This is a genomic window from Streptomyces sp. BPTC-684 (genome assembly GCF_030028635.1).
GTDB classification, from domain to species: domain Bacteria; phylum Actinomycetota; class Actinomycetes; order Streptomycetales; family Streptomycetaceae; genus Streptomyces; species Streptomyces noboritoensis.
Genome location: NZ_CP124863.1, coordinates 364,830 through 386,573 on the forward strand (window position 1 = coordinate 364,830; position 21,744 = coordinate 386,573).

Here is a 21,744-nt window from a genome sequence, read left to right on the forward strand (position 1 = left end):
CGGGTCAGCGGCCCACCGCGTACCCCTGCATCCCGCGCGGATTCGCGGCGGCGGACAGGATCCCGGTCCCCGGGTCGCGGGCGACCGCGCACAGCCGCCCCTCCGACCAGGCCCCGCCGACCGTGACCCGGTGCCCGCGCCGCCGCAGCCCCGCCACCACCTCCTCGGCGGTCCGCGCCTCGACCGTGACGCTGCCGGGCCGGGTCGCCCGGGGGTAGAACGAGCTCGGGAAGGAGTCGTTGTGCCAGTTCGGGGCGTCGATCGCGCCCTGGAGGCCGAGGCCGCCGCGCTCGCCCGCGCCGAGGGCGACGGCGAGGAAGAAGTGCAGCTGCCACTGGTCCTGCTGGTCCCCGCCGGGCGTGCCGAACGCCAGCACCGGTACGCCGTCGCGCAGCGCCAGGGCGGGCGACAGCGTCGTACGGGGGCGGCGCCCCGGGGTCAGCGTGTTCGGCAGGCCCTCCTCCAGCCAGGCCATCTGGAGCCGGGTGCCGAGCGGGAAGCCGAGCTCGGGGACGACCGGGTTGGACTGGAGCCAGCCGCCGCTCGGCGTCGCGGCGACCATGTTCCCCCAGCGGTCGACCACGTCCAGGTGGCAGGTGTCGCCCCGGGTGGCGCCGTTCGGGGCGACGGTCGGCTCCCCGGCGCCCGCCGCCCGTACGTCGGCGTCCGAGCCACGCGCGCGTAGTGCCTCGCGGGCGATCCGGGGCGGGCGCCCGCCCGGGCTGCCGGGCCGCAGCTCGTACGAGGCCGTCGCGCCGACGAGCGCGCGGCGGGCCGCGTTGTAGCCGTCCGAGAGCAGCTCGGCGAGCGGCACCCCGGCCGCGTCCCCGTACCAGGCCTCCCGGTCGGCCATGGCGAGCTTGCACCCCTCGACGAGGAGGTGGACGTACTCGGCGGAGCCGTACGGCGGCAACTCGTCCGGAAGCAGCGCCAGTTGCTGCAGGAACGCCGGGCCCTGGCTCCAGCCGCCCGCCTTGCAGACGGTCCAGCCGTTCCAGTCGTACGTCACCGGGTCCTCGTACGTCGCGGACCACCCGGCGAGGTCGGCCGCCGTCAGGGTGCCGGTGTGCCGCTCGCCGCTGGTGTCCAGGGCGGGGCGGTGTGCCTGCGCGACCAGCGCCTCGGCGACGAACCCCTCGCGCCAGACGCGCCGGGCCACCTCGATCTGCCGCACCCGGCCGTCACCGGCCGCGGACGCGCGCGTGGGGGCCGACTCCGCGAGGAGGCGGCGCCAGGTGCGCGCCAGGGCCGGGTTGCGCAGCAGCCGCCCCGGGCGCGGGGCGCGGCCGCCCGGCAGATACACCTCGGCCGAGGAGTGCCACTCGCTCTCGAAGAGCGCGCGCACCCCGTCCACGGTCTCCCCGACCTGCTCGACGGGCGGATGCCCGTCCTCGGCGTATCCGATGGCGTACTTCAGTACGTCGGCGAGCGGCTTGGTGCCGTGGTCGCGCAGCAGGAGCATCCAGGCGTCGAAGGCGCCGGGCACGGCGGCCGCGAGCGGGCCGGTGCCGGGCACGAGGTCCAGGCCCAGCGAGCGGTAGTGGGCGGCCGTCGCCCCGGCGGGCGCGGGCCCCTGGCCGCACAGCACCCGCACCGCGCCCCCGGCCGGGGCGAGCAGGATCGGCACCTCGCCGGCCGGGCCGTTCATGTGCGGCTCGACGACGTGGAGGACGAAGCCCGCGGCGACGGCGGCGTCGAAGGCGTTCCCGCCGTCCTCCAGCACGGCCATCGCGCACTGCGAGGCGAGCCAGTGGGTCGACGAGACCATCCCGAAGGTGCCCTGGAGGGTGGGCCGGGTGGTGAACGGGGGCGCGGCGTACGGATCCGCGGCGTTCACGGCTTCTCCGGCGAACACGGCATGGGCTATGTGATCGGCCATCCCGGCAGGCTAGCGACGCCCGCCGTGGAATGTCAGACCCCCCGTCTACGGTTGATTCTGCTCGGAACGGATGGAGGAGCAGCGGTGCACGGTGAGTACAAGGTCCCCGGCGGCAAGCTCGTGGTGGTGGATCTGGACGTCGAGGACGGCGTCCTGAGCGGTGTGCGGGTGGCGGGCGACTTCTTCCTCGAACCGGACGAGGCGATCCTGGCGATCAACAGCGCGCTGGAGGGCGCCCCGGCCGACACGGACGCCGCCGGGCTCGCGGCCCGTATCGACGCGGCGCTGCCGCCGGGCACGACGATGTACGGACTGACGTCGGAAGGCATCGGCATCGCGGTGCGCCGCGCGCTCGCGCACGCGACGGACTGGACGGACTACGACTGGCAGCTGATCCACGACGGCCCCCAGTCCCCCGCCCTGCACATGGCGCTGGACGAGGTGATCACCGCCGAGGTCGCGGCCGGGCACCGCCCGCCGACGCTGCGGGTGTGGGAGTGGGGCGCCCCGGCGGTGGTGATCGGCAGCTTCCAGTCGCTGCGCAACGAGGTCGACCCGGAGGGCGCCGAGCGCCACGGGATCACGGTGGTGCGGCGGGTGTCGGGCGGCGGCGCGATGTTCATCGAGCCGGGCAACACCATCACGTACTCGCTCTCGGTCCCCGACGCCCTGGTCCAGGGCCTGTCCTTCGCGGACAGCTACGCCTACCTGGACGACTGGGTCCTGGGCGCGCTCGGCGACATGGGGGTGAAGGCCTGGTACCAGCCGCTGAACGACATCGCCACGGACGCGGGCAAGATCGCGGGCGCCGCGCAGAAGCGGGTGGTCGCGGACGAGGGCGCGGTGCTGCACCACGTGACGATGGCGTACGACATCGACGCGGACAAGATGCTGGAAGTCCTGCGCATCGGCCGCGAGAAGCTCTCGGACAAGGGCACCAAGAGCGCGAAGAAGCGCGTCGACCCGCTCCGCCGCCAGACGGGTCTGCCCCGTGAGGCGGTCATCGAGCGGATGATCGCCTCGTTCCGGGGGCGGTACGGGTTGGCCGAGGGCAAGGTCACGGACGAGGAGATGTCCCGCGCGCGGAAGCTGGCGGAGACGAAGTTCTCCAGTTCGGAGTGGACTGCGCGAGTGCCCTGACCGCTTCGCTGGGAGGCCCGGTTTTCGTCTGCGGACCGTGCTGGGTTGCTCGCGCAGTTCCCCGCGCCCCTAAAGGGCGCCGGGTCCGCATCGCACTGCCACAGAGCCGCTCAGCCGACGTCCGCCCCGGCTTTTCGCCTCCCCAGTCCCATCAGCCCCGTATAGACCACCAACGCCGCCCCCAACCCCACAGCCCACCCATAGTCCGCGAGCGGCTTGAGTACCGGGATCAAGCCGTCCACCGGAAACGGGCCCAGCTTCTTCCCCTTCGGGTCGACCGTCGAGTACGAGCCGCCCACCGCCAGGACACCGCCGACGGCGAACGCGGCGACCGCGCGCCAGTTCCAGCCCGCTCGGTACCAGTAGCGGCCGCCCGGCCGGTACAGGTCGGCCACGTCGAGGACCGTGCGGCGGATGATCCAGTAGTCGGCGATCAGGATGCCCGCGACCGTGCCGAGCAGGCCGCCGACCACCCCGAGCCAGGTGAAGATGTACAGCTCGGGCGTCGACGTCAGCTTCCACGGGAAGATCACGACGCCGACCACGCCGGTGATCAGCGCGCCCCTGCGGAAGGTGATGAAGCGGGGCGCCAGGTTGGCGAGGTCGTACGCCGGGGAGACCACGTTCGCCGCGATGTTGACGGAGATCGTCGCGATCAGGACCGTGAGCAGCGCGAACAGCAGCCCGAAGACGTTGTCGGTCCGGGCCACCAGGTCCACCGGGTTCCAGATCGCCACCCCGTACACCGCCTGCGAACCGGAGGTGACCAGCACCGACAGCAGGGCGAAGGCCGTCATGGTGGTCGGCAGGCCGAGGGTCTGGCCCCAGACCTGGGCGCGCTGGCCCTTGCCGAAGCGGGTGAAGTCCGGGATGTTCAGGGACAGCGTCGCCCAGAACCCGATCATGCCCATCAGCGACGGGAAGAAGACCGGCCAGAAGTCCCGCCCCCAGCCGTGCTTGGAGGGCTGGTCGAGCAGCGGGCCGAAGCCGCCCGCCTTGTGGGCGATCCAGACCAGCAGCACCACGGCCCCGACCAGGACGAACGGCGCCGCCCAGTTCTCGAACCGGCGCAGGGTCTCCATCCCCCGGTGGATGATGGCCAGTTCCAGGGCCCAGAACAGGACGAAGCACAGCCACAGCGTCCAGGGCTCGCCGCCGATCTCGGAGGCGTCGGCCCAGCCGCCGAAGACCTTGCCGAGCAGGACGAAGACGCCCTGGCCGCCGATCCAGGTCTGGATGCCGAACCAGCAGCAGGCGACCGCCGCGCGGATCAGCGCGGGCAGATTGGCGCCGCGCAGCCCGAAGGAGGCGCGGGCGAGCACCGGGAAGGGGATGCCGTACTTCGGTCCCGCGTGCCCGGTGAGCAGCATCGGGACGAGCACGATCACATTGGCGACCGCGATGGTGAACACGGCCTGCTTCCAGTCCATGCCGAGGGCGACCAGACCGGAGGCGAGCGTCCAGGAGGGGATGTTGTGCGCCATGCCGACCCAGAGGGCGGCGAAGTTGTACGTGGTCCAGCGGCGCTCCTCGGGCGGCACCGGCCGGAGGTCGTCGTTGGAGAAGCGGCTGTCCGGCGGGGCGGTGTCCGCGGGTATGGCGGTGTCGGTCATGGGCGGGCCATTCGTTCGGGGGACGAGGGGGGAGGGCGAACGGGCCGTGGGGAGGGGCGGGTTACGGGAACGGGGGCGCCCGGTGCGGGACGGGCGCCCCCGGACGCCTCAGCTCAGTGCCGGGATCACCCGCTCCCCGTACGCGTCGATGACCGCTTCCCGCGCGTCGTGCATCGCGTACACCGCGAACTGGTCGACGCCCAGGTCGCGCAGCGCCTTCAGCTTCTCGATGTGCGCCTCGATCGGGCCGAGGAGGCAGAAGCGGTCGACGATCTCGTCGGGGACGAAGGCGGTGTCCGGGTTGTCGGCGCGGCCGTGGTGGCTGTAGTCGTAGCCCTGGCGCGCCTTGATGTAGTCGGTGAGCGCCTCCGGTACCAGGCCCGAGTGCTCGCCGTACCGGGCCACCAGGTCCGCGACGTGGTTGCCGACCATGCCGCCGAACCAGCGGCACTGCTCGCGGGCGTGGCCGAGGTCGTCGCCTACGTAGGCCGGGGCGGCGACGCAGATGGTCACGGAGGCGGGGTCGCGCCCGGCCTCCACGGCGGCCGTGCGGACCGCCTTGACCATCCACTCCGTCAGGAACGGGTCCGCGAGCTGGAGGATGAAGCCGTCGGCCTTCTGCCCGGCGAGGGCCAGCGCCTTCGGTCCGTACGCCGCCATCCAGACGGGCAGCTTGCCGTCCCTGACCCAGGGCAGCTTCAGGCGCTGCCCGTCGACCTCGGCCTCGCGGCCCTCCGCGAGGTCGCGGATGGCGCCGATGGCCTCGCCCAGGCGGGCCAGGGTGTTGGGTTTGCGCCCGGCGACGCGCATCGCGGAGTCGCCGCGCCCGATGCCGCACACCGTGCGGTTGCCGTACATGTCGTTGAGGGTGGCGAAGGTGGAGGCGGTGACCTCCCAGGTCCTGGTGCCCGGGTTGGTCACCATCGGGCCGACGTGCATCTGCCGCGTGTGCTCCAGGATGCGGCTGTAGATGACGAACGGCTCCTGCCAGAGGACCGCCGAGTCGAAGGTCCAGCCGTAGCGGAAGCCGTTGCGTTCCGCGCGGCGCATGAGGCCGACGACGGACGAGGCGGGCGGGTCGGTCTGCAGGACGAGTCCGAAGTCCATGTGGTGCTGCTCCTGGTTACTGGCCGAGGTACTGGGAGGTGGCCCGCGGGGTGTAGACGCCGTGTCCGGCGCGGCCAGTGAACTGCCGCTCGTGGACGACGAGTTCGCCGCGCGAGAGGACCGTCTCGACGCGGCCGGTGATCCGCCTGCCCTCGTACGCCGAGTAGTCCACGTTCATGTGGTGGGTCTCGGCGGAGATGGTCTGCTCGGCGTGCGGGTCGTAGATGACGACGTCGGCGTCGGCGCCCGGCGCGATGGTGCCCTTCTTCGGGTACAGCCCGAACATCCGCGCCGGGCTGGCGCAGGCGATCTCGATCCAGCGGCGCCGGGTGAGGTGGCCGTCGAGCACCGCCTGGTGGAGCAGGTCCATCCGGTTCTCCACGCCCGGCAGACCGTTGGGGATCTTGGAGAAGTCGCCCCGGCCGAGCTCCTTCTGCCCCACGAAGCAGAACGGGCAGTGGTCGGTGGAGACCACCTGGAGGTCGTTGGTGCGCAGCCCCCGCCACAGCGCGGCCTGGTGCTCCTCGGGCCGCAGCGGCGTCGAGCAGACGTATTTCGCGCCCTCGAAGCCGGGCTCGGCCAGGTTGTCGGTGGAGAGGAAGAGGTACTGCGGACAGGTCTCGCCGAAGACCGGAAGCCCCATGTCCCGGGCGGCCGCCAGCTCGGCGACCGCCTCCTCGGCCGACACGTGGACGACGTAGAGCGGCGCCCCGGCGACCCGGGCCAGCTGGATCGCCCGGTGGGTGGCCTCGGCTTCGAGCAGGGCGCGGCGCACCTCGCCGTGATGGCGCGGGTCGGTGCGGCCGGCGGCGAGCGCCTGCTCGACGAGGACGTCGATCGCGATGCCGTTCTCGGCGTGCATCATGATCAGCCCGCCGTTGGCGGCGGAGCGCTGCATCGCCCGCAGGATCCGGCCGTCGTCGCTGTAGAAGACGCCGGGGTAGGCCATGAACAGCTTGAAGGAGGTGATGCCCTCCTCCACCAGCAGGTCCATCTCCTTCAGCGTGTGCTCGTTCACATCGGAGAGGATCATGTGGAAGGCGTAGTCGATCGCGCACTTGCCGTCCGCCTTGGCGTACCAGGCGTCCAGGCCCTCGCGCAGCGCGTGGCCCGGCGACTGCACGGCGAAGTCCACGATGGTGGTGGTGCCGCCCCAGGCGGCGGCCCGGGTCCCGGTCTCGAAGGTGTCGGAGGCGAAGGTCCCGCCGAAGGGGAGCTCCATATGGGTGTGGGCGTCGACTCCGCCCGGGATGACGTACTTGTCGGACGCGTCGATCGTACGGTCGGCGCTCCAGCTCCCCGCCGCGCTCGACCCGTGCGCGGCGAGGGCGGCGATGCGGCCGTCCTCGATCAGGACGTCGGCGTGGATCTCGTCGGCGGCGGTGATCACCAGGCCGCCGCGGATGATTGTGCGGGTACTCATGGGTGTGTCCCTCTCGTACACGTACGTGCGCGCTCCGCGTGGGGCGTTGTTGCTCGTCTGCGGGCCGCCTCGGGCTGGTCGCGCAGTCCCCCGCGCCCCTGGGGGACGGGAGCGCGGCACCTTGAAAGTGCAGGTGCTACACGACTCGTAGTGCTCGTTCCAAGATCGCCGCGCCCTCCTCCGCCTCCGCGACCGTGAGCGTCAGCGGTGGGGCGATCCGCAGCACGCTGGTGTTGTGCCCGCCGCCCTTGCCGATGAGCAGGCCGCCCTCGCGCGCCGCTTCGAGCACGGCGGCCGCGGCCTCCGGATGGGCCTCGTCGGTGCCCGGCTTCACCAGTTCGATGCCCGCCATCAGGCCCCGGCCGCGCACCTCGCGTACGAGCGGGAGCTGGGCGGCGACGGCCCGCAGCCGCTCGATGAGCAGGCCGCCGACGCGGCGCGCGTTGCCCTGGAGGTCGTGTTCGACGAGGTACGAGAGGTTGGCGAGGCCGGCGGCCATGGTGACCGGGGAGCCGCCGAAGGTCGAAATGGAGTTGGAGTCCAGGCAGTTCATGACGCGGGCGCTCGCCACCACACCGCCGATGGACATGCCGTTGCCGATGCCCTTGGCGAAGGTGAGGATGTCCGGCGGGCCGTTCTCGGCGTGCGCCTGCCAGCCCCAGAAGTGGTCGCCGGTGCGGCCCCAGCCGGTCTGGACCTCGTCGCTGATCCACAGGATGCCGTGCCGGTCGAGGACTTCGCGGAAGGCGGCGTAGAGCCCGTCGGGCGGCGAGGTGAAGCCGCCGACGCCCTGAATGGGCTCGGCGATGAGCGCGGCGACCTCGCGGGTGTGCCCGAGCAGGTCCTCCAGGTCTGCCACACACGCGTTGATGAACTGACGGTCGCTCAACTCCGCGTAAGGGCCTCGGGAGCGGACGCCCCCGTGCACGTACAGCGTCTGCAGCGGCGACAGGCTCGTCGGTGACCAGGCGTGGTTGCCGGTGATGCCAACCGCGCTGAACGAGCGGCCGTGGTAGCTGTTGCGCATCGCCAGGACCTGGTTGGAGCCGCGGTAGGCGGTGGCGAGCAGCAGCGCGGTGTCGTTCGCCTCGGTGCCGGAGGTGGTGAAGAAGACCCGGGCGTCCGGGATGCCGGAGAGGTGGGCGATCCGCTCGGCGAGCTCCACCATCGGGCGGTTGAGGTAGAGCGTCGAGGAGTGGATGATCCGGCTTGCCTGGTCGGAGACGGCCTTGGTGACCTCGGGCAGGGCGTGGGCGGTCATCGTGGTGAGGATGCCGCCGAAGAAGTCGAGGTACCGGTTGCCCTCGGCGTCCCAGACGTGGCGGCCCTCGCCGTGGGTGATCTCGATCGGGTGCCGGTAGTAGAGCGCGAGCCAGTCGGGCAGGACCGCGCGGTGGCGGTCGAAGAGGGCGGTCACGGCTTCACCAGCCCTTCGTAGGCGTCCGGCCGCCGGTCGCGGTAGAACGCCCACTGCTGGCGCACCTCGTCGATGAGGCCGAAGTCGAGGTCCCGGACGAGGAGTTCCTCCTCCTTGTCGCTGGCGGGCTCGCCGACGAACTGGCCGCGCGGGTCCACGAAGTAGCTGGTGCCGTAGAAGTCGTTGTCGCCGTACTCCTCGCGGCCGACCCGGTTGATGGCGGCCACGAAGTACTCGTTGGCCACCGCCGAAGCGGGCTGTTCCAGCTGCCACAGATAGGCCGAAAGTCCACGCGAGGTGGCCGACGGATTGTAGACGAGCTGGGCACCGTTGAGGCCCAACTGCCGCCAGCCTTCGGGGAAGTGGCGGTCGTAGCAGATGTAGACGCCGACCCGGCCCACGGCGGTGTCGAAGACCGGCCATCCCAGGTTGCCCGGTTTGAAGTAGTACTTCTCCCAGAACCCCTTCACCTGGGGGATGTGGTGCTTGCGGTACTTGCCCAGGTAGCTGCCGTCGGCGTCGATCACGGCCGCGGTGTTGTAGTAGAAACCGGAGCCCTCGATCTCGAAGACCGGGACGACGATCACCATCCCGGTCTCGCGGGCGAGCTCCTGCATCCGCCGCACGGTCGGCCCGTCCGGCACCGGCTCCGCCCACCGGTAGTGCTCGGGCTCCTGCACCTGGCAGAAGTACGGGGCGTTGAAGACCTCCTGGAATCCGATGATCTTCGCGCCCTGCCGGGCCGCCTCGCGGGCGTGTTCCTCATGTTTGGCGATCATGGATTCGGTATCGCCGGTCCAACTGGCCTGGACCAGTGCGGCGCGGACAACAGTGGCCATGAGCTGCTCCTTAGACGGGCCGTCAGCCAGGCATCCACACGCGTAGACCGCGTGTGGAGAGACCGTAGAGCCCGTCACGCACCGTGGCAAGACCATCGCCGTTACGCCACGAAGTCGATCACGTTTCCCTCGGTACGGGGGCGGGCAGCCGGGCCCAGTTGCCCCGCCGGGCGTGCCTCAGCAGCACCGGGTCGTCGCCGACGACCACCGGATGGCCCACCTCGGCGAGCAGCGGGAGGTCGGCCGCCTCGTCCGCGTAGGCGTAGCAGTCGGCGGCGAGCAGGGCGTGCTCGCGCAGCAGGGCGCGGGCCGCGTATCCCTTGCCCTGGCCCCTCATCGGGGCCCTCGGCCGGGCGCAGAGCACGGCGTCGGCGCCCAGCTCGCGGGCGAGGGGCGCGACGGCCCCGGCGGACGCCTGCGTCACCAGGACCACCAGGTGTCCCCGGGCGGCGTGGTCGTGCAGGGCCGCGAGGACCGGCGCGTGCCAGAGGCGGCCGAGCGGCGGCCCGGGGCCGTCGCGGTGCGGCTCGGGCAGCTCGGGCACGGCCAGGAGCGTGCCCTCGACGTCGAAGAACGCGGCGGCGGTGGGCGTACGGAGCCGGGGCGTACGCGGGCGGGCTGCGCGGGAGTCCATGTCCATCGGTACGGACCCTGCCCAGCCGCGCCCTCACCTCAATCCAGAATTTTCAACGTTCTGTTGCAATTCTGGCCACCCGGAAGGCGTGGATGACGTCCCGTCGTCGTCCCTCGGAGACCGCACCGGCGGCGGCGAGGAGCTGCGGCCCGAGGCGCGCCGGGGCGTGCGCGGCCAGATGCGCCGCGTCCTCCGGCGTGCGGACCCGGACGAAGGCGCTCAGCAGCGCGTCCGCCTCGCGCTCGCGCCCGGCGTCACCCAGCGCGAGCACCGCGTCCGCGATCTGCTCGGCGGGCCGGCTCACGCCCTGGCGCAGCAGCCGGTGGCAGTCGGCGCCCTGCCCGGCAGCGGCGAGCGCGTCGGCCGCGGCGGCCAGCCGGTCGGGCGGCAGCGAGGCCGCCTCCCACAGCAGGGTGGCCCAGTCGGCGCCCAGTCCCGCGCGGTGCAGCTCGCCCGCGAACAGCGGCAGCAGGGCGGCGGGTCCTGCGGCCGCCTCGCACAGCACGGCGTGCGCCTCGCCGGTGCGGCCCCGGGCGCGCAGCCGCACCAGCCGGACGACGGCCTCGCGGACGCTCCGGCGCTGGTCGCGGTCGTCCGCCCGGTCCTGCCGCTGCTCGTTCTTCCCCCGGGCGTGCCCGGGCTGCCTGCGGGTGTGCCAACCGCCGCCGAACCGGGCCCCGGTGGGCGCGGCGGCGACGACCGGCGGCAGTAAGGGCCCGCCGTCCTCCGCCCCGTCCGCGTCGGCCTCGATCCCGGCGAACCGGGCCCCGCGCGAGATGCGCCGCGCGGCGGGCCGGGGCGCGGGGACGCGGGGCGCCGGGTCGGCAGCCGGTCCACCGGGTCCCCCGGGTCCACTGGATCCACTGGGCCCGCCGGGTTCACCGGACGCGCCCGGTCGGCCGGGACCGTCGGGTCCGCCCCGCCCAACCGGGCCGCCCTCCCCCTCGGCCGCCTCCCTGGGCCGCGCCACCGCCCGCTCGCTGAACCAGCCCCTCGGGACCTCCGGGCCCAACGCGGCGATGCGGGCGCGCAGTTCGGCGCAGCGCGCCGTCGCCCGGGCCAGGTCGTCCTGGATCCAGGCCAGTTCGTCCGGGGCGGCGCCGGGCAGCCGGTCGGCCGCGTACGCCTGCTCGCGGAGCATCAGGGCGAGCCGTTCGTGCAGCGCCTCGCGGCCGCCCGGGCGGGTGTCGTACGCGGCGGCGGCCGCGGTGTGCAGCGCCCGCGCCCGTACCGCCTCGCGGGCCACCGCCTCCGGGCCGTGCGTCGGCGCGAGGTCCTGGAGCAGCGATTCGACCACGTCCCAGGGCGGGACCTCGCTGCCGTCGAGACAGGCCGCCATGCCGTCGGGGTCGCGCTGCGAGAAGACCCCGTACCAGCCGCCGTACCGGTCGAGCAGGGCCGTCATCCGGCCCATGTACTGCACGAACACCCCGATGTCCACCGGGAGTTGATTCACCGTCATGGCGCGATCCCCCAACCGCTCGACTGAACCCCCACGGTCCGTGGGCATTCGATACCCGCCGTATTGCGCCCGTGTTACGCCGAGGTCTTCGCCGCGATACCGGCGTGTGGCCGCGCGCCGAACGGGGTGGTGATGAAAGAAGTCGCGCGCCCCCGAGCGGCGCCCCTCGCGCGCCCCGCTCCCGTCACACCGCCGCACCCCGACCCGGGTTGTCCGCGTGCGTCAGCGTCTCCCAGGCCACGAACAGGTCGTCGGTCCCTGCCGGGCGCTGCCGCTCGGCGAGCTTCTCGGTCTCGGGGAGCTTCAGGTGCATCCGGTTGCGCAGATGGTTGAGTGCGACCTCCACGTCCGGACCCATCGTGCGCTCCACCTTGCCGCCGCACAACCACGGCGGGGCCGCCTCACCCAGTTGGTAGCGGGCGTGGAACTCCAGGGCGGCCCGCAGCCGCTCGGCCGTCGGCCCGTACAGGTCGACGCCCTGCTGCCAGGCGGTCTCCGCGATGTGCGCGGAGGCGGCCAGCGAATAGCCGATGTGCATGAAGTTGCGGCAGGTCTCCTGGCCGAGCCCGTCGGCGTAGGTGCGCTGCCCGAACCAGTACGCGGCCAGCTTCTCCGGGGTGTTCATCGTGCCGCCGGGCGGCGGCACGGGCAGCTTCCCGTCGGAGCCGAGGTAGAAGTACGCGGGGACCCGCGCCCGGTAGCGGCCCAGGGACTCGGTGAACAGCTCGCGGTCCTCCAGGAACACCGCGATCCCGATGGCCGCGTCGGTCATCGCCAGTTCCCAGTTGCCGTTGTAGTCGGGGACCTTGGCGGTCACGGCGGGCAGATAGGCCTTGCGCAGCATCCACTTGAAGCGCTGGACGTCCGCGGCGCCCCACTTCGGATAGCCCGCGTGCACGATGTCGGCGGCGCGCGCCCAGGAGGAGCCCGCCCAGGCGGTCTGCAGGCCCGCGTTGCCCTCGGTGTGCTCCTTCATCACCTTCGACCAGCCGTCCATGATCTCGACGGCCTTGCGGGCGTGCGCCTCGTCGCCGTCGACGGACCAGAGCAGCGCCTGGGTGTACGCGGCGATCGCGTCCTCGCGCTCGGCCAGACAGGAGGGCGGCCCGGCGTTCGGCGGACAGGGGACGGTCTCGGCGGGGTGCGGGGTGTACGCGAGCGAGCCGTACCGGCTGGTGCGCATCTTCTCGTACGCCGAGTGCCACGGCTCCCGCCCGGCCCGGACCCGCGTCCGTACGGCGTCCAGCTGACTCCTGCCGATCACCACGCCGGGGTGGTGGAAGGCGGTGACGGTGTCGTGGTCGGCGGTGGCGGAGACGCGGGAGGCGGGGGTGCAGGCGGCGAGGGCGAGGGCGCCCCAGGCGGCGAGGGTGGCGGCGCGGCGGGGCCACTTCGGGGTGGACGGCTTGAGCACGCTTCCACGGTGGCGCCGCCCCCGGCCGCCCGCAGGATCTGTTGGGCCGACCGGCTGTACGCCTGGGAGGCGTTCTCGAAGTGGGGTGCGCACGGCCTCCTAGGGGCGCGGGGCTGTGACATTTTGCGGCTCCGCCGCGTGGGCGCGACCAGCCACGCACGGTCCGCAGACGAACGAAGGGGGTACGGGACTAGACTCGCCCCATGGTCCGGACCCCTCTCACCCCCGAAGAGCGCGAGCGCGGCGAACGGCTCGGCCGGTTGCTGCGGGCCGCGCGGGACGGGCGCAGCATGAGCGAGGTCGCCGCGGCCGCCGGTCTCTCCGCCGAGACCCTGCGCAAGATCGAGACCGGCCGCGCGCCGACCCCGGCGTTCTTCACCGTGGCCGCGCTCGCCTCCGTGCTCGGCCTCTCGCTGGACGAGGTCGCGGGGCACTGCACGCCGCTGGCGGCGTAAGCACTTCGCCGGTGGCGGTTCGTCTGCGGACCGTGCGTGGCCGGTCGCGCAGTTCCCCGCGCCCCTAGGGGGCCGTGCCTACCCCACTCCGCGAGGCCCGCCCCGAGGGGGCCATGCGCACCCCACTCCACCAAGCTCGCCCCCCTACGGGGCCTCCGCCCCCTCCGCGCCCCACCCCGGCACCTGGAACCGCGGGGTCACATCCCGGCGATGGACCTCCTCGCCGCAGGAGCGGCACATGATCGCCGGGTCCAGGTCCGCCCCGCACGCGTGCCGCCACACCGTCGGCGGCACGTCCGCCAGGTGGCGGTCGCCCCAGCGCATCAGCATCAGCAGCACCGGGCGCAGCTCCTGCCCCGCCTCGGTGGCCCGGTACTCGTACCGCGCCGGGCGCTCGTTGTAGAGCACCTTCTCCAGGACGCCCGCGTCGACGAGCCGGCGCAGCCGGGCGGTGAGGATGTCGCGGGGGGCACCCACGTTGCGGGCGATCGCGTCGAAGCGGTGCACACCGAAGAAGACCTCGCGCAGGACGAGCAGCGCGTACTTCTCCCCCACGACCGCCAGCGCGTCGGCGATCGAGCAGGGCCGGGAGTTCTTCTGCGACGTCGTCATGGCTCCACGGTAAGCCAGGAACGGCAGTGCATTGGATTTTCCAACCCATCGGGCTACAGTAGATCCAGTTTTCCAACCTACTCGCCGGTAGCGCGGGTGGGACCCGAGCGGAACCGAGGAGCACGCGATGCGTGACGCCGTGATCGTGGAAGCCGTCCGTACCCCGATAGGAAAGGGAAAGCCGGGCGGGGCGCTCTCCCAGACGCACCCCGTCGAACTGCTCGCCCACACCCTGCGCGCCCTCGTCGAGCGCAGCGGTGTCGACCCGGCGCTGGTCGACGACGTGATCGGCGGCACCGTCGACCAGGTCGGCGAGCAGGCCATGAACACCACCCGGTACGCCTGGCTCTCCGCCGGGTTCCCCGACACCGTCCCCGCGACGACCGTGGACCGCCAGTGCGGCTCCTCGCAGCAGGCCGTGCACTTCGCCGCCCAGGGCGTGATCTCGGGGGCGTACGACCTGGTCGTGGCGTGCGGGGTCGAGTCGATGAGCCGGGTGCCGATGTGGTCCAACGTGCCGGCCGGCAAGGACCCGTTCGGCCCGGGCGTGGCCGCCCGCTTCCCGGAGGGCCTCGTCCCGCAGGGCATCAGCGCCGAGCTGATCGCGGCGAAGTGGTCGATCGGGCGCGAGCGGATGGACGAATTCGCCACCGCCTCGCACCAGAAGGCCGCCGCGGCCTGGGACGCCGGACTCTTCGACGCCGAGACCGCGCCGATCGCGGGGCTGACGCGGGACGAGTCCGTGCGTCCGACGACGACCCCGGAGATCCTCGCCGGGCTGAAGCCGTCCTTCGTGGACCCGAACTTCGCCGAGCGGTTCCCGCAGATCGACTGGTCGGTGACGGCGGGCAACAGCAGCCCCACCAACGACGGCGCCTCCGCCGTCCTGATCACCTCCAGCGAGACCGCGGCGAAGCTCGGGCTGCGCCCGCTCGCCCGGCTGCACAGCTTCGCGGTGACCGGCTCCGACCCGATCCTGATGCTCACCGGAGTCATCCCGGCGACGGAAAAGGTGCTGCGCAAAGCGGGACTCGGCCTCTCCGACATCGACCTCTTCGAGGTCAACGAGGCCTTCGCGAGCGTGGTGCTCGCCTGGCAGCAGGAGACCGGCGCCGACCCCGCGAAGGTCAACGTGCGGGGCGGCGCGATCGCGCTCGGCCACCCGCTGGGCGCCAGCGGCACCCGGCTGATGACCACGCTGGTGCACACGATGCGGCAGCGCGGGGCGCGGTACGCCCTCCAGACCATGTGCGAGGCGGGAGGACTCGCCAACGCCACGGTCCTGGAAGCCCTCTGACGTCTCCTCAGCCCGTGTCACCCGTACGGCCGTCTGCGCGACCGCTCCACCCGACCGGTATAGTAATTGGAATGGTAGAGATCAAGACGGACCCACAGATGGATGCGATGCGGGAGGCCGGGCGGGTGGTCGCGCGGGCGCTCGCCGCGGCGCGGGACGCGGCGGACGTGGGCGTGAGCCTGCTGGACATCGACGCGGCGGCCCACGAGGTGCTGCGCGCGGCGGGCGCCTCCTCACCGTTCCTCGGCTACCACCCGGGCTTCGCGCCGGTGCCGTTCCCGGCCGTCGCCTGCGTCTCCGTCAACGACGCCATCGTGCACGGCGTCCCGGACGGCTACCGGCTGCGCGACGGCGACCTGGTCAGCGTCGACTTCGGCGCGGTCCTGGACGGCTGGGCCGGGGACTCGGCGATCAGCTTCACGGTGGGCCGGGCGCGGGCCGAGGACGTCCGGCTGATCTCCACGGCGTACGAGGCTCTGGAGGCGGGCATCGCGGCCGCGACCGTGGGCAACCGCATCGGCGACATCGCGCACGCGATCGGCACGGTGTGCCGGGGCGCCGGATACGGCATCCCGGAGGACTTCGGCGGCCACGGCATCGGCCGCCGGATGCACGAGGACCCGGGGGTGCCCAACGAGGGCCGCCCGGGCCGGGGCATGGTGCTGCGGCACGGCATGGTCCTGGCGATCGAGCCGATGCTGATCGCGGACGGCACCGACGGGTACTACCCGGCCCGGGACGGCTGGACGCTGCGCACGGTCACCGGCGTCCGCGCGGCACACACCGAGCACACGGTCGCCGTGACGGACGCGGGCCCGCGGATCCTGACCCGGCTCTAGGCGTTGACGGAGGGCGTTGACTTCCGCCCCGTGGCCGGAAGTCGACGCCCGCTTCGGGCCACCGGTACGGGCCCGGAACGGCCCTACGCTGGCTGGTCCGTACCTGTCCCGGAACGTAACGTTCTGCTGTCATGGTCCCGCCAACCCCCCACAGGAGAACCCGGGCTGGCGACATGACCGAAGGGAGCGTCATGTTCAACGCACTGGCCATCGGCGGCGCGTCCGCCGTCCTGCTGGCCGCCCCGCTCAGCGCCTCCGCCCATGCCCCCGGCGGTTGGGGCACCCCGCCGCCCGACAAGATCGTGATCGACCTCGTGACCGTCAACGGCTCGGGGTGTCCGGCCGGTACGGCGGCCGTCGCTGTCTCACCCGACAACACCGCGTTCACCGTCACGTACAGCACCTACCTGGCACAGGTCGGCAAGGGTTCCGCGCCGACCGACATCAGGAAGAACTGCCAGCTCGCGCTGAACGTCCACGTGCCGCAGGGCTTCACCTACGCGATCGCCTCGGCCGACTACCGCGGCTTCGCCCATCTGGCGCAGGGCGCCACCGCGCAGGAGCGGGCGAACTACTACTTCCAGGGCATGCCCCAGACGGCCTCCATCACGCACCCGTTCAAGGGGCCGTTCTCCGACGACTGGCAGACCAACGACACCACGGACGTCTCCGCCCTCGTCTACAAGCCCTGCGGCGAGGAGCGCTATCTGAACATCAACACCGAACTGCGGGCCGGGGCCGGCACCTCCGACACGGTCAACACCACCAGCTTCATCAGCATGGACTCGACCGACGCCAGCATCAACACCGTCTACCACTTCTCGTGGAAGGTGTGCCCGCCGAAGTAGCGCGCACGCGGGCCGCCCGGCACCCCGTCAGTTGTCGGCGACGAACCGCTTGGCGAGCTCGTCGCCGAGCGCGACCGCCGCGCTGTGGCTCTCGATCGGCTTCGCCTGCGAGTCCCTGAAGAGGATGTACGTGACGCCGGACTCGGCGCCGCCGGTCTCCGGGTCGGGGTCCATCCCCAGCGCCTTGGCGGTGGCGTAGGACGCCTCGCCGATGATCCTGGAGGGGCCGGTGTCGCCCACCACCGCGTACTCGACCTTGTTGTCGTAGATGACGGCCACCACACCACCGCCCTTCATCCCGGCCGAGGAGTAGTTCCAGATCGAGCTGGAGCCCGGCACGACGACGTAGGGCAGTTTCTCGGCGTTCAGCGGTCTGCCGTTGGACTGGTGGAAGGCGGTGTCGCCCTGGAACCACGGGTCGGTGTCACGGTTGCAGGCGGTGGTGGTCTGGCCGTCGCAGTCGACGTCCAGGTCGGCCTTCCAGAACACGGCGCCGTTCTTGCCGCAGACCGGGACCGTCGCGGCTTTCGCGCTGTCGGTCCTGTACTTGCCGCTGGAGATCTGCGAACAGGTCTTCACCTTGGCCAGCAGCTCGGCCGCGCCGACCGAGCCCTCCCCGGTAGGGGTGGGGGCGTCGGCGGCGCGGGCCGTGTTCTGCGCGGTGGCGGGGAGGGCCGCCGCGGCGAGCAGGGCGGCACCGGAAGCGGCGGCGACGGCGAGCGTTCGAGTGCGCACGTGGGGACCCTTCTGTTAGGCAAGTTTCCTTACCCGACCCAAACACATCTGACCCGTTTACATGAGCGCGTCAACCTTGGCCCATCAAATGAAACGCGGCCCCCGTCCCCACAGGGACGAGGGCCGCGCCCGCTTCACCCGCCCGGCGGACGGTTCTGGCGAAGTGTCACCCGGCTGGGCGCACCACCATCGCCGAACCGCCGCCGCGCCGGACCTTCTCGGCCGCCGCCACCCAGCGGCCGTCACCGAGCCGCTCCACGCCGGTCGCCGCGCCGATCATCGGGTTGAGCGTGAACTTCTGCCCCAGCGCCTCCAGTTGGGCCTTCAGCGGGCTGCTGTAGAGCCCGGGCTCCAGCTCCGTGGTCGCCGCGTTGCGCTGGCTGGCGCGCGGGGCCGCGATGGCGTCGACCAGCGACAGGCCCCGGTCGAGGTGCCCGACGAGGGACTGGAGCACCGTGGTGATGATGGTCGCGCCGCCCGGCGAGCCGAGCGCGAGCACCGGCCTGCCGTGACCGTCGAGGACGATCGTCGGCGACATGGAGGAGCGCGGCCGCTTGCCCGGACCCGGCAGGTTCGGGTCGTGGACGGCCGGGTTCGCCGGGGCGAACGAGAAGTCCGTCAGCTCGTTGTTGAGCAGGAAGCCACGACCGGGCACCGTGATGCCGCTGCCGCCGGTCTGCTCGATGGTGAGCGTGTACGAGACGATGTCGCCCCACTTGTCGGCCACCGTCAGATGCGTGGTGTTCTCGCCCTCGTACGTGGTGGGCGAGGCCTGGCCGGAGGTGGCGCACGGCGCCGGGTGGCGGGGGTCGCCGGGCGCCAGCGGGCTGGTCAGGGCCTTGGTGTCGCTGATGAGGCAGGCCCGCGAGTCCGCGAACCGCTGCGAGAGCAGCCCCTTGGTCGGTACGTCCTCGAAGGCCGGGTCGCCCACCCAGCGGCCCCGGTCCGCGAAGGCCACCCGGGTCGCCTCGATGTAGCGGTGCAGATACTGGACGTCGGACGCCTTCGACAGGTCGGTGTGCTCCAGGATGTTGAGCGCCTCGCCGACCGTGGTGCCGCCCGAGGACGAGGGCGCCATGCCGTAGACCTTCAGTCCCCGGTAGTCCACCTTCGTCGGGGCCTGGCGCTTGACCGCGTAGGAGCGCAGGTCCTTCTCGGTGAGGTCGCCGGGGCGCGCGATGCGGGTCGAGCCGGAGGCGACGGGGGGCTTGCGGACGGTCCGTACGATGTCGCGTCCCAGGTCGCCGCGGTAGACGGCGTCCACGCCCGCGCGCCCCAACTCCTCGTAGGTGCGGGCGAGATCGGGGTTCTTCAGCTTCGAGCCGACCACCGGGAGCTGTCCGCCGGGCAGGAAGAGCTTCGCGGTGTCCGGGAAGTCGGCGAACCGCGCCTGGTTGTCGGCGGTCTGCTGGCGGAAGGTGTCGTCGACGGTGAAGCCGTCGCGCGCGATCCGCTCGGCGGGTTCGAGGAGCCGGCGCAGCGGCTTGGAGCCCCAGGCGTCGACGGCCGCGTCCCAGGTGGCCGGGGTGCCGGGGGTGCCGACGCCGAGCCCGCTGGTCACCGCGTCCGGGAACGGGAGCGGCTTGCCGTTCTCCAGGAACAGGGACGAGGTCGCGGAGTGCGGCGCGGTCTCGCGGCCGTCGATGGTGTGCACGGTGCGGGACTTGGCGTCGTAGTAGACGAAGAATCCGCCGCCGCCGATGCCCGACGAGTACGGCTCGGTGACGCCGAGGGCGGCGGCCGTGGCGACGGCGGCGTCCACCGCGTTGCCGCCGTGCTTGAGGACCTCGATGCCGGCGGCGGTGGCGTCCGCGTCGACGCTGGCGACGGCGCCCCCGTAGCCGATCGCCTCGGGCGTCTTGGCGGGCGGGGGCGCGGTGCTCGGCGGGGCGGCCGCGACCGAGGTCGCCACGGCCGCGGCGACGGCCAGTAACGAGAGACTGCGGACGGCGGAGCGACGCATGCGTACCTCCTGGGTGCGAACGTCCGCGCAGCGTAGCGCCGCACCCGCCGTCGCGTCAGGACCGTCATCGCACGCGACACGAACACGACATCGAACTCCCGCTAACATGCCCGCCCATGAACGACGACGTGCGCAACATCGTGCTGGGAGTGGTCGCCGCGGGCATCAGCGCCGCCCTGGGCTGGCTCACCCGCACCTCTCTCTGGAACCGCAGGCTCCGCCGCAAGCAGGCGTTCTTCGGGCTGCCGACCCACTCCGAGTGCCTGCTCGTCGTCAACCGCGACGCGGGGGCGGAGGGCGCGGTGCACCGGTTCGACGTGTTCGCGCTCCTCGAACTCGCCTCGCTCATCAAGGACTGCGGGGCCCACGCACGGATCGTCCAGCACGATCTGACCCAGCAGGGCTTCGGGGAGCGCACGGAGTTCTGCCTGGGCGGCCCGTACTCGAATCGCCGTATGGCGGCGCACCTCTCCGCGCTGCTGCCGGGCGTGACGATGAACGTGGACACCGAGCCCGTTCCGGACCGGGGCGCGTTCACCATCGGCGGCGAGAAGTACCGGGTGGAGGGCGGGGTCACCGAGTACGTGATCCTCGCCCGGGTCACCGCGGGCCAGGGTCAGCGGCCGGTGTTCCTGTTCTGCGGCCAGCGCGCGATAACCAACCAGGCGGCCACCCGCTACCTCGCCCGCAACCACCAGAAGCTGGCCCGCAAGCACGGCAACGGCACCTTCTGCCTGCTCCTGAAGGTCGTCAACTCCCTGGCGTACGGCCCGGACGTGGTGGAGGTCGTCGCCGACGTCACCCGCGCGGCCCTGACCCCGGCCCCGGCAGCCGGAGCGGCAGCGATTTGACCCCGTTGATGAAGTTGGAGACCAGTCGGCGCGGCGGCCCGGCGAGCTCCGGGCCGGGCAGCAGCCGCAGCGCCTCCTCGTGCAGCACGCGCAGTTGGAGCCGGGCGAAGTGGGCGCCGAGGCAGACGTGCGGGCCGTCCCCGAACGAGACGTGGGGGTTGGGCGTGCGGGTGAGGTCCAGCTGCTGGGGGCGGGTGAAGACGCGCTCGTCGTGGTTGGCCGAGGCGTGGAAGACCACCACCTTGTCGCCCGCGCGCACCCGCTGACCGGCGAGCACGGTGTCCCGGGCGGCGGTGCGGCGGAAGGTGAGGACGGGCGGGTGCCACCGCAGCAGCTCGTCCACGGCCGTGTCCAGGGACGCCTCGCCCTCGTACAGCGCCCGCCGCTGGTCCGGGTGCTCGGCCAGGGCCAGGAAGCCGCCGGGCGCGGCGCTGCGCACGGTGTCGTTGCCCGCCACGGTCAGCAGGAAGAAGAACATCTCCAGCTCGGCGTCGGCCAGTTCGGAGTGCGCCAGCGAGGTCATGATGTCGTCGGCGGGCTCGCGCCGCTTGTACGCGGCGAGCTCCTGGGCGTACGCGAACATCTCGCGCAGCATCGCGGGCGAGCGCGGGTTGACCGGCCGCCCGTCGGGGCCGAGCACCGGCGGCTCGTCCGGGTCCTGGTAGCCGATGACCCGCTCGGTCCAGTCGAGGAGCAGCCCCCGGTCGCTGCCGGGCACCCCGAGCAGATCCGCGAGGTTGAGCAGCGCGTAGTCGTCGGTGACCTCGGTGACCAGGTCGAAGACCCCGTCCTCGGCGCCGTCGCGGGCCGCGCCGAGCAGGGTGCGCGCCCGGGCCCGTACCGCCGCCGCGAACCGGTCGGTGCGGCCGGGCGTGAAGGCGCGGCTGACCAGGCGGCGCAGTCTGCCGTGGTGCGGGGGGTCCTGGTTGAGCATCATGCGGCGGATGAACGGCAGGTCGTCGGGGTCGGGGTCGCGGATCTGGGTGGCGCCGAGCGTGGAGGAGTAGGTGACCGGGTCCTTCAGCACCCGTACGACGTCGGCGTGGCGGGTGACCGCCCAGAAGCCGGGCCCGGCGGGCCAGCCCAGCACCTCGTACTCCTCCTGCCAGGCCACCGGGTGCCGCTCGCGCAGCTCCCGGTAGTCGTCGTGGGGCGGCCCGGCGGCGTACCGGCGCGGGTCGAAGACGTCCGGCAGATCACTCATCGCACCAAGGTG

19 protein-coding genes are annotated in these 21,744 nt (G+C 72.5%); 6 read left to right on the forward strand and 13 right to left on the reverse strand.

Translation table 11 applies throughout. From position 1 onward, the window contains the following. Window positions 1-4 precede the first annotated feature (4 nt). Window positions 5-1,768, reverse strand: a complete 1,764-nt coding sequence (locus QIY60_RS01650; RefSeq protein WP_283145787.1) for a gamma-glutamyltransferase — start codon at window positions 1,766-1,768, stop codon at window positions 5-7. A gap of 195 nt (window positions 1,769-1,963) precedes the next feature. On the opposite strand from QIY60_RS01650, the gene QIY60_RS01655 reads away from it, so the two are divergent. Next, window positions 1,964-3,019 (forward strand): biotin/lipoate A/B protein ligase family protein, encoded by a 1,056-nt coding sequence (locus tag QIY60_RS01655; protein ID WP_283140753.1) that lies wholly within the window; start codon window positions 1,964-1,966, stop codon window positions 3,017-3,019. A 110-nt stretch (window positions 3,020-3,129) separates the two neighbouring features. Here the strand turns inward: QIY60_RS01655 and QIY60_RS01660 are convergent, their stop codons facing one another. The 8 genes from QIY60_RS01660 to QIY60_RS01695 all read right to left on the reverse strand — a co-directional run bounded on the left by QIY60_RS01660 (window position 3,130) and on the right by QIY60_RS01695 (window position 12,781). Further along, the gene (locus QIY60_RS01660) at window positions 3,130-4,632 is read right to left on the reverse strand and encodes an NCS1 family nucleobase:cation symporter-1 (protein WP_283140754.1); all 1,503 of its coding nucleotides are present in this window, start codon (window positions 4,630-4,632) and stop codon (window positions 3,130-3,132) included. 108 nt (window positions 4,633-4,740) lie between these two features. After that, window positions 4,741-5,739 carry a TIGR03842 family LLM class F420-dependent oxidoreductase gene (locus QIY60_RS01665; protein ID WP_283140755.1) on the reverse strand — a complete coding sequence of 333 codons (999 nt, stop codon included), beginning with the start codon at window positions 5,737-5,739 and terminating at the stop codon, window positions 4,741-4,743. A gap of 16 nt (window positions 5,740-5,755) precedes the next feature. Further along, window positions 5,756-7,162 carry a dihydropyrimidinase gene (gene hydA, locus QIY60_RS01670; protein WP_283140756.1) on the reverse strand — a complete coding sequence of 469 codons (1,407 nt, stop codon included), beginning with the start codon at window positions 7,160-7,162 and terminating at the stop codon, window positions 5,756-5,758. A 136-nt stretch (window positions 7,163-7,298) separates the two neighbouring features. Then, on the reverse strand, window positions 7,299-8,579 hold the full coding sequence (locus tag QIY60_RS01675; protein ID WP_283140757.1) for an aspartate aminotransferase family protein: 1,281 nt from the start codon (window positions 8,577-8,579) through the stop codon (window positions 7,299-7,301). Beyond that, window positions 8,576-9,418 (reverse strand): nitrilase-related carbon-nitrogen hydrolase, encoded by an 843-nt coding sequence (locus QIY60_RS01680; RefSeq protein WP_283140758.1) that lies wholly within the window; start codon window positions 9,416-9,418, stop codon window positions 8,576-8,578. Before QIY60_RS01680 ends, QIY60_RS01675 begins: the two co-directional genes overlap by 4 nt. Before the next feature lie 118 nt (window positions 9,419-9,536). Then, complete coding sequence (locus QIY60_RS01685) at window positions 9,537-10,058, reverse strand: haloacid dehalogenase-like hydrolase (RefSeq protein ID WP_283140759.1); 522 nt, start codon at window positions 10,056-10,058, stop codon at window positions 9,537-9,539. 46 nt (window positions 10,059-10,104) lie between these two features. Next, the gene (locus QIY60_RS01690) at window positions 10,105-11,514 is read right to left on the reverse strand and encodes a hypothetical protein (RefSeq protein WP_283140760.1); all 1,410 of its coding nucleotides are present in this window, start codon (window positions 11,512-11,514) and stop codon (window positions 10,105-10,107) included. A gap of 184 nt (window positions 11,515-11,698) precedes the next feature. Further along, entirely contained in the window at window positions 11,699-12,781 is a 1,083-nt protein-coding gene (locus QIY60_RS01695) for an alginate lyase family protein (protein ID WP_283145788.1), read from the reverse strand. Between the two features lie 350 nt (window positions 12,782-13,131). On the opposite strand from QIY60_RS01695, the gene QIY60_RS01700 reads away from it, so the two are divergent. Continuing rightward, the gene (locus QIY60_RS01700) at window positions 13,132-13,383 is read left to right on the forward strand and encodes a helix-turn-helix transcriptional regulator (RefSeq protein ID WP_101390849.1); all 252 of its coding nucleotides are present in this window, start codon (window positions 13,132-13,134) and stop codon (window positions 13,381-13,383) included. Between the two features lie 144 nt (window positions 13,384-13,527). Here the strand turns inward: QIY60_RS01700 and QIY60_RS01705 are convergent, their stop codons facing one another. Next, window positions 13,528-13,995, reverse strand: coding sequence for a helix-turn-helix domain-containing protein (locus tag QIY60_RS01705; RefSeq protein ID WP_283140761.1), 468 nt, complete (start codon window positions 13,993-13,995; stop codon window positions 13,528-13,530). A gap of 127 nt (window positions 13,996-14,122) precedes the next feature. On the opposite strand from QIY60_RS01705, the gene QIY60_RS01710 reads away from it, so the two are divergent. The 3 genes from QIY60_RS01710 (at window position 14,123) to QIY60_RS01720 (ending at window position 16,979) form a co-directional block, all read left to right on the forward strand. After that, window positions 14,123-15,292, forward strand: coding sequence for a thiolase family protein (locus QIY60_RS01710; protein ID WP_283140762.1), 1,170 nt, complete (start codon window positions 14,123-14,125; stop codon window positions 15,290-15,292). Between the two features lie 71 nt (window positions 15,293-15,363). Further along, the gene (map, locus tag QIY60_RS01715) at window positions 15,364-16,131 is read left to right on the forward strand and encodes a type I methionyl aminopeptidase (RefSeq protein ID WP_283140763.1); all 768 of its coding nucleotides are present in this window, start codon (window positions 15,364-15,366) and stop codon (window positions 16,129-16,131) included. A gap of 191 nt (window positions 16,132-16,322) precedes the next feature. Beyond that, a complete protein-coding gene (locus QIY60_RS01720) occupies window positions 16,323-16,979 on the forward strand; it encodes a DUF4360 domain-containing protein (protein WP_283140764.1) in 657 nt (218 codons plus the stop codon). A gap of 27 nt (window positions 16,980-17,006) precedes the next feature. On the opposite strand, the gene QIY60_RS01725 is transcribed toward QIY60_RS01720, so the two are convergent. After that, window positions 17,007-17,714 (reverse strand): glycoside hydrolase family 75 protein, encoded by a 708-nt coding sequence (locus tag QIY60_RS01725; protein WP_283140765.1) that lies wholly within the window; start codon window positions 17,712-17,714, stop codon window positions 17,007-17,009. A 166-nt stretch (window positions 17,715-17,880) separates the two neighbouring features. Next, a complete protein-coding gene (gene ggt / locus QIY60_RS01730) occupies window positions 17,881-19,677 on the reverse strand; it encodes a gamma-glutamyltransferase (RefSeq protein WP_283140766.1) in 1,797 nt (598 codons plus the stop codon). A gap of 116 nt (window positions 19,678-19,793) precedes the next feature. Here ggt and QIY60_RS01735 point away from each other — a divergent pair, with 116 nt between their 5' ends. Further along, the gene (locus QIY60_RS01735) at window positions 19,794-20,528 is read left to right on the forward strand and encodes a hypothetical protein (protein WP_283140767.1); all 735 of its coding nucleotides are present in this window, start codon (window positions 19,794-19,796) and stop codon (window positions 20,526-20,528) included. Here the strand turns inward: QIY60_RS01735 and QIY60_RS01740 are convergent. After that, on the reverse strand, window positions 20,476-21,732 hold the full coding sequence (locus QIY60_RS01740; protein WP_283140768.1) for a cytochrome P450: 1,257 nt from the start codon (window positions 21,730-21,732) through the stop codon (window positions 20,476-20,478). The genes QIY60_RS01735 and QIY60_RS01740 overlap by 53 nt on opposite strands. Window positions 21,733-21,744: the final 12 nt, after the last annotated feature.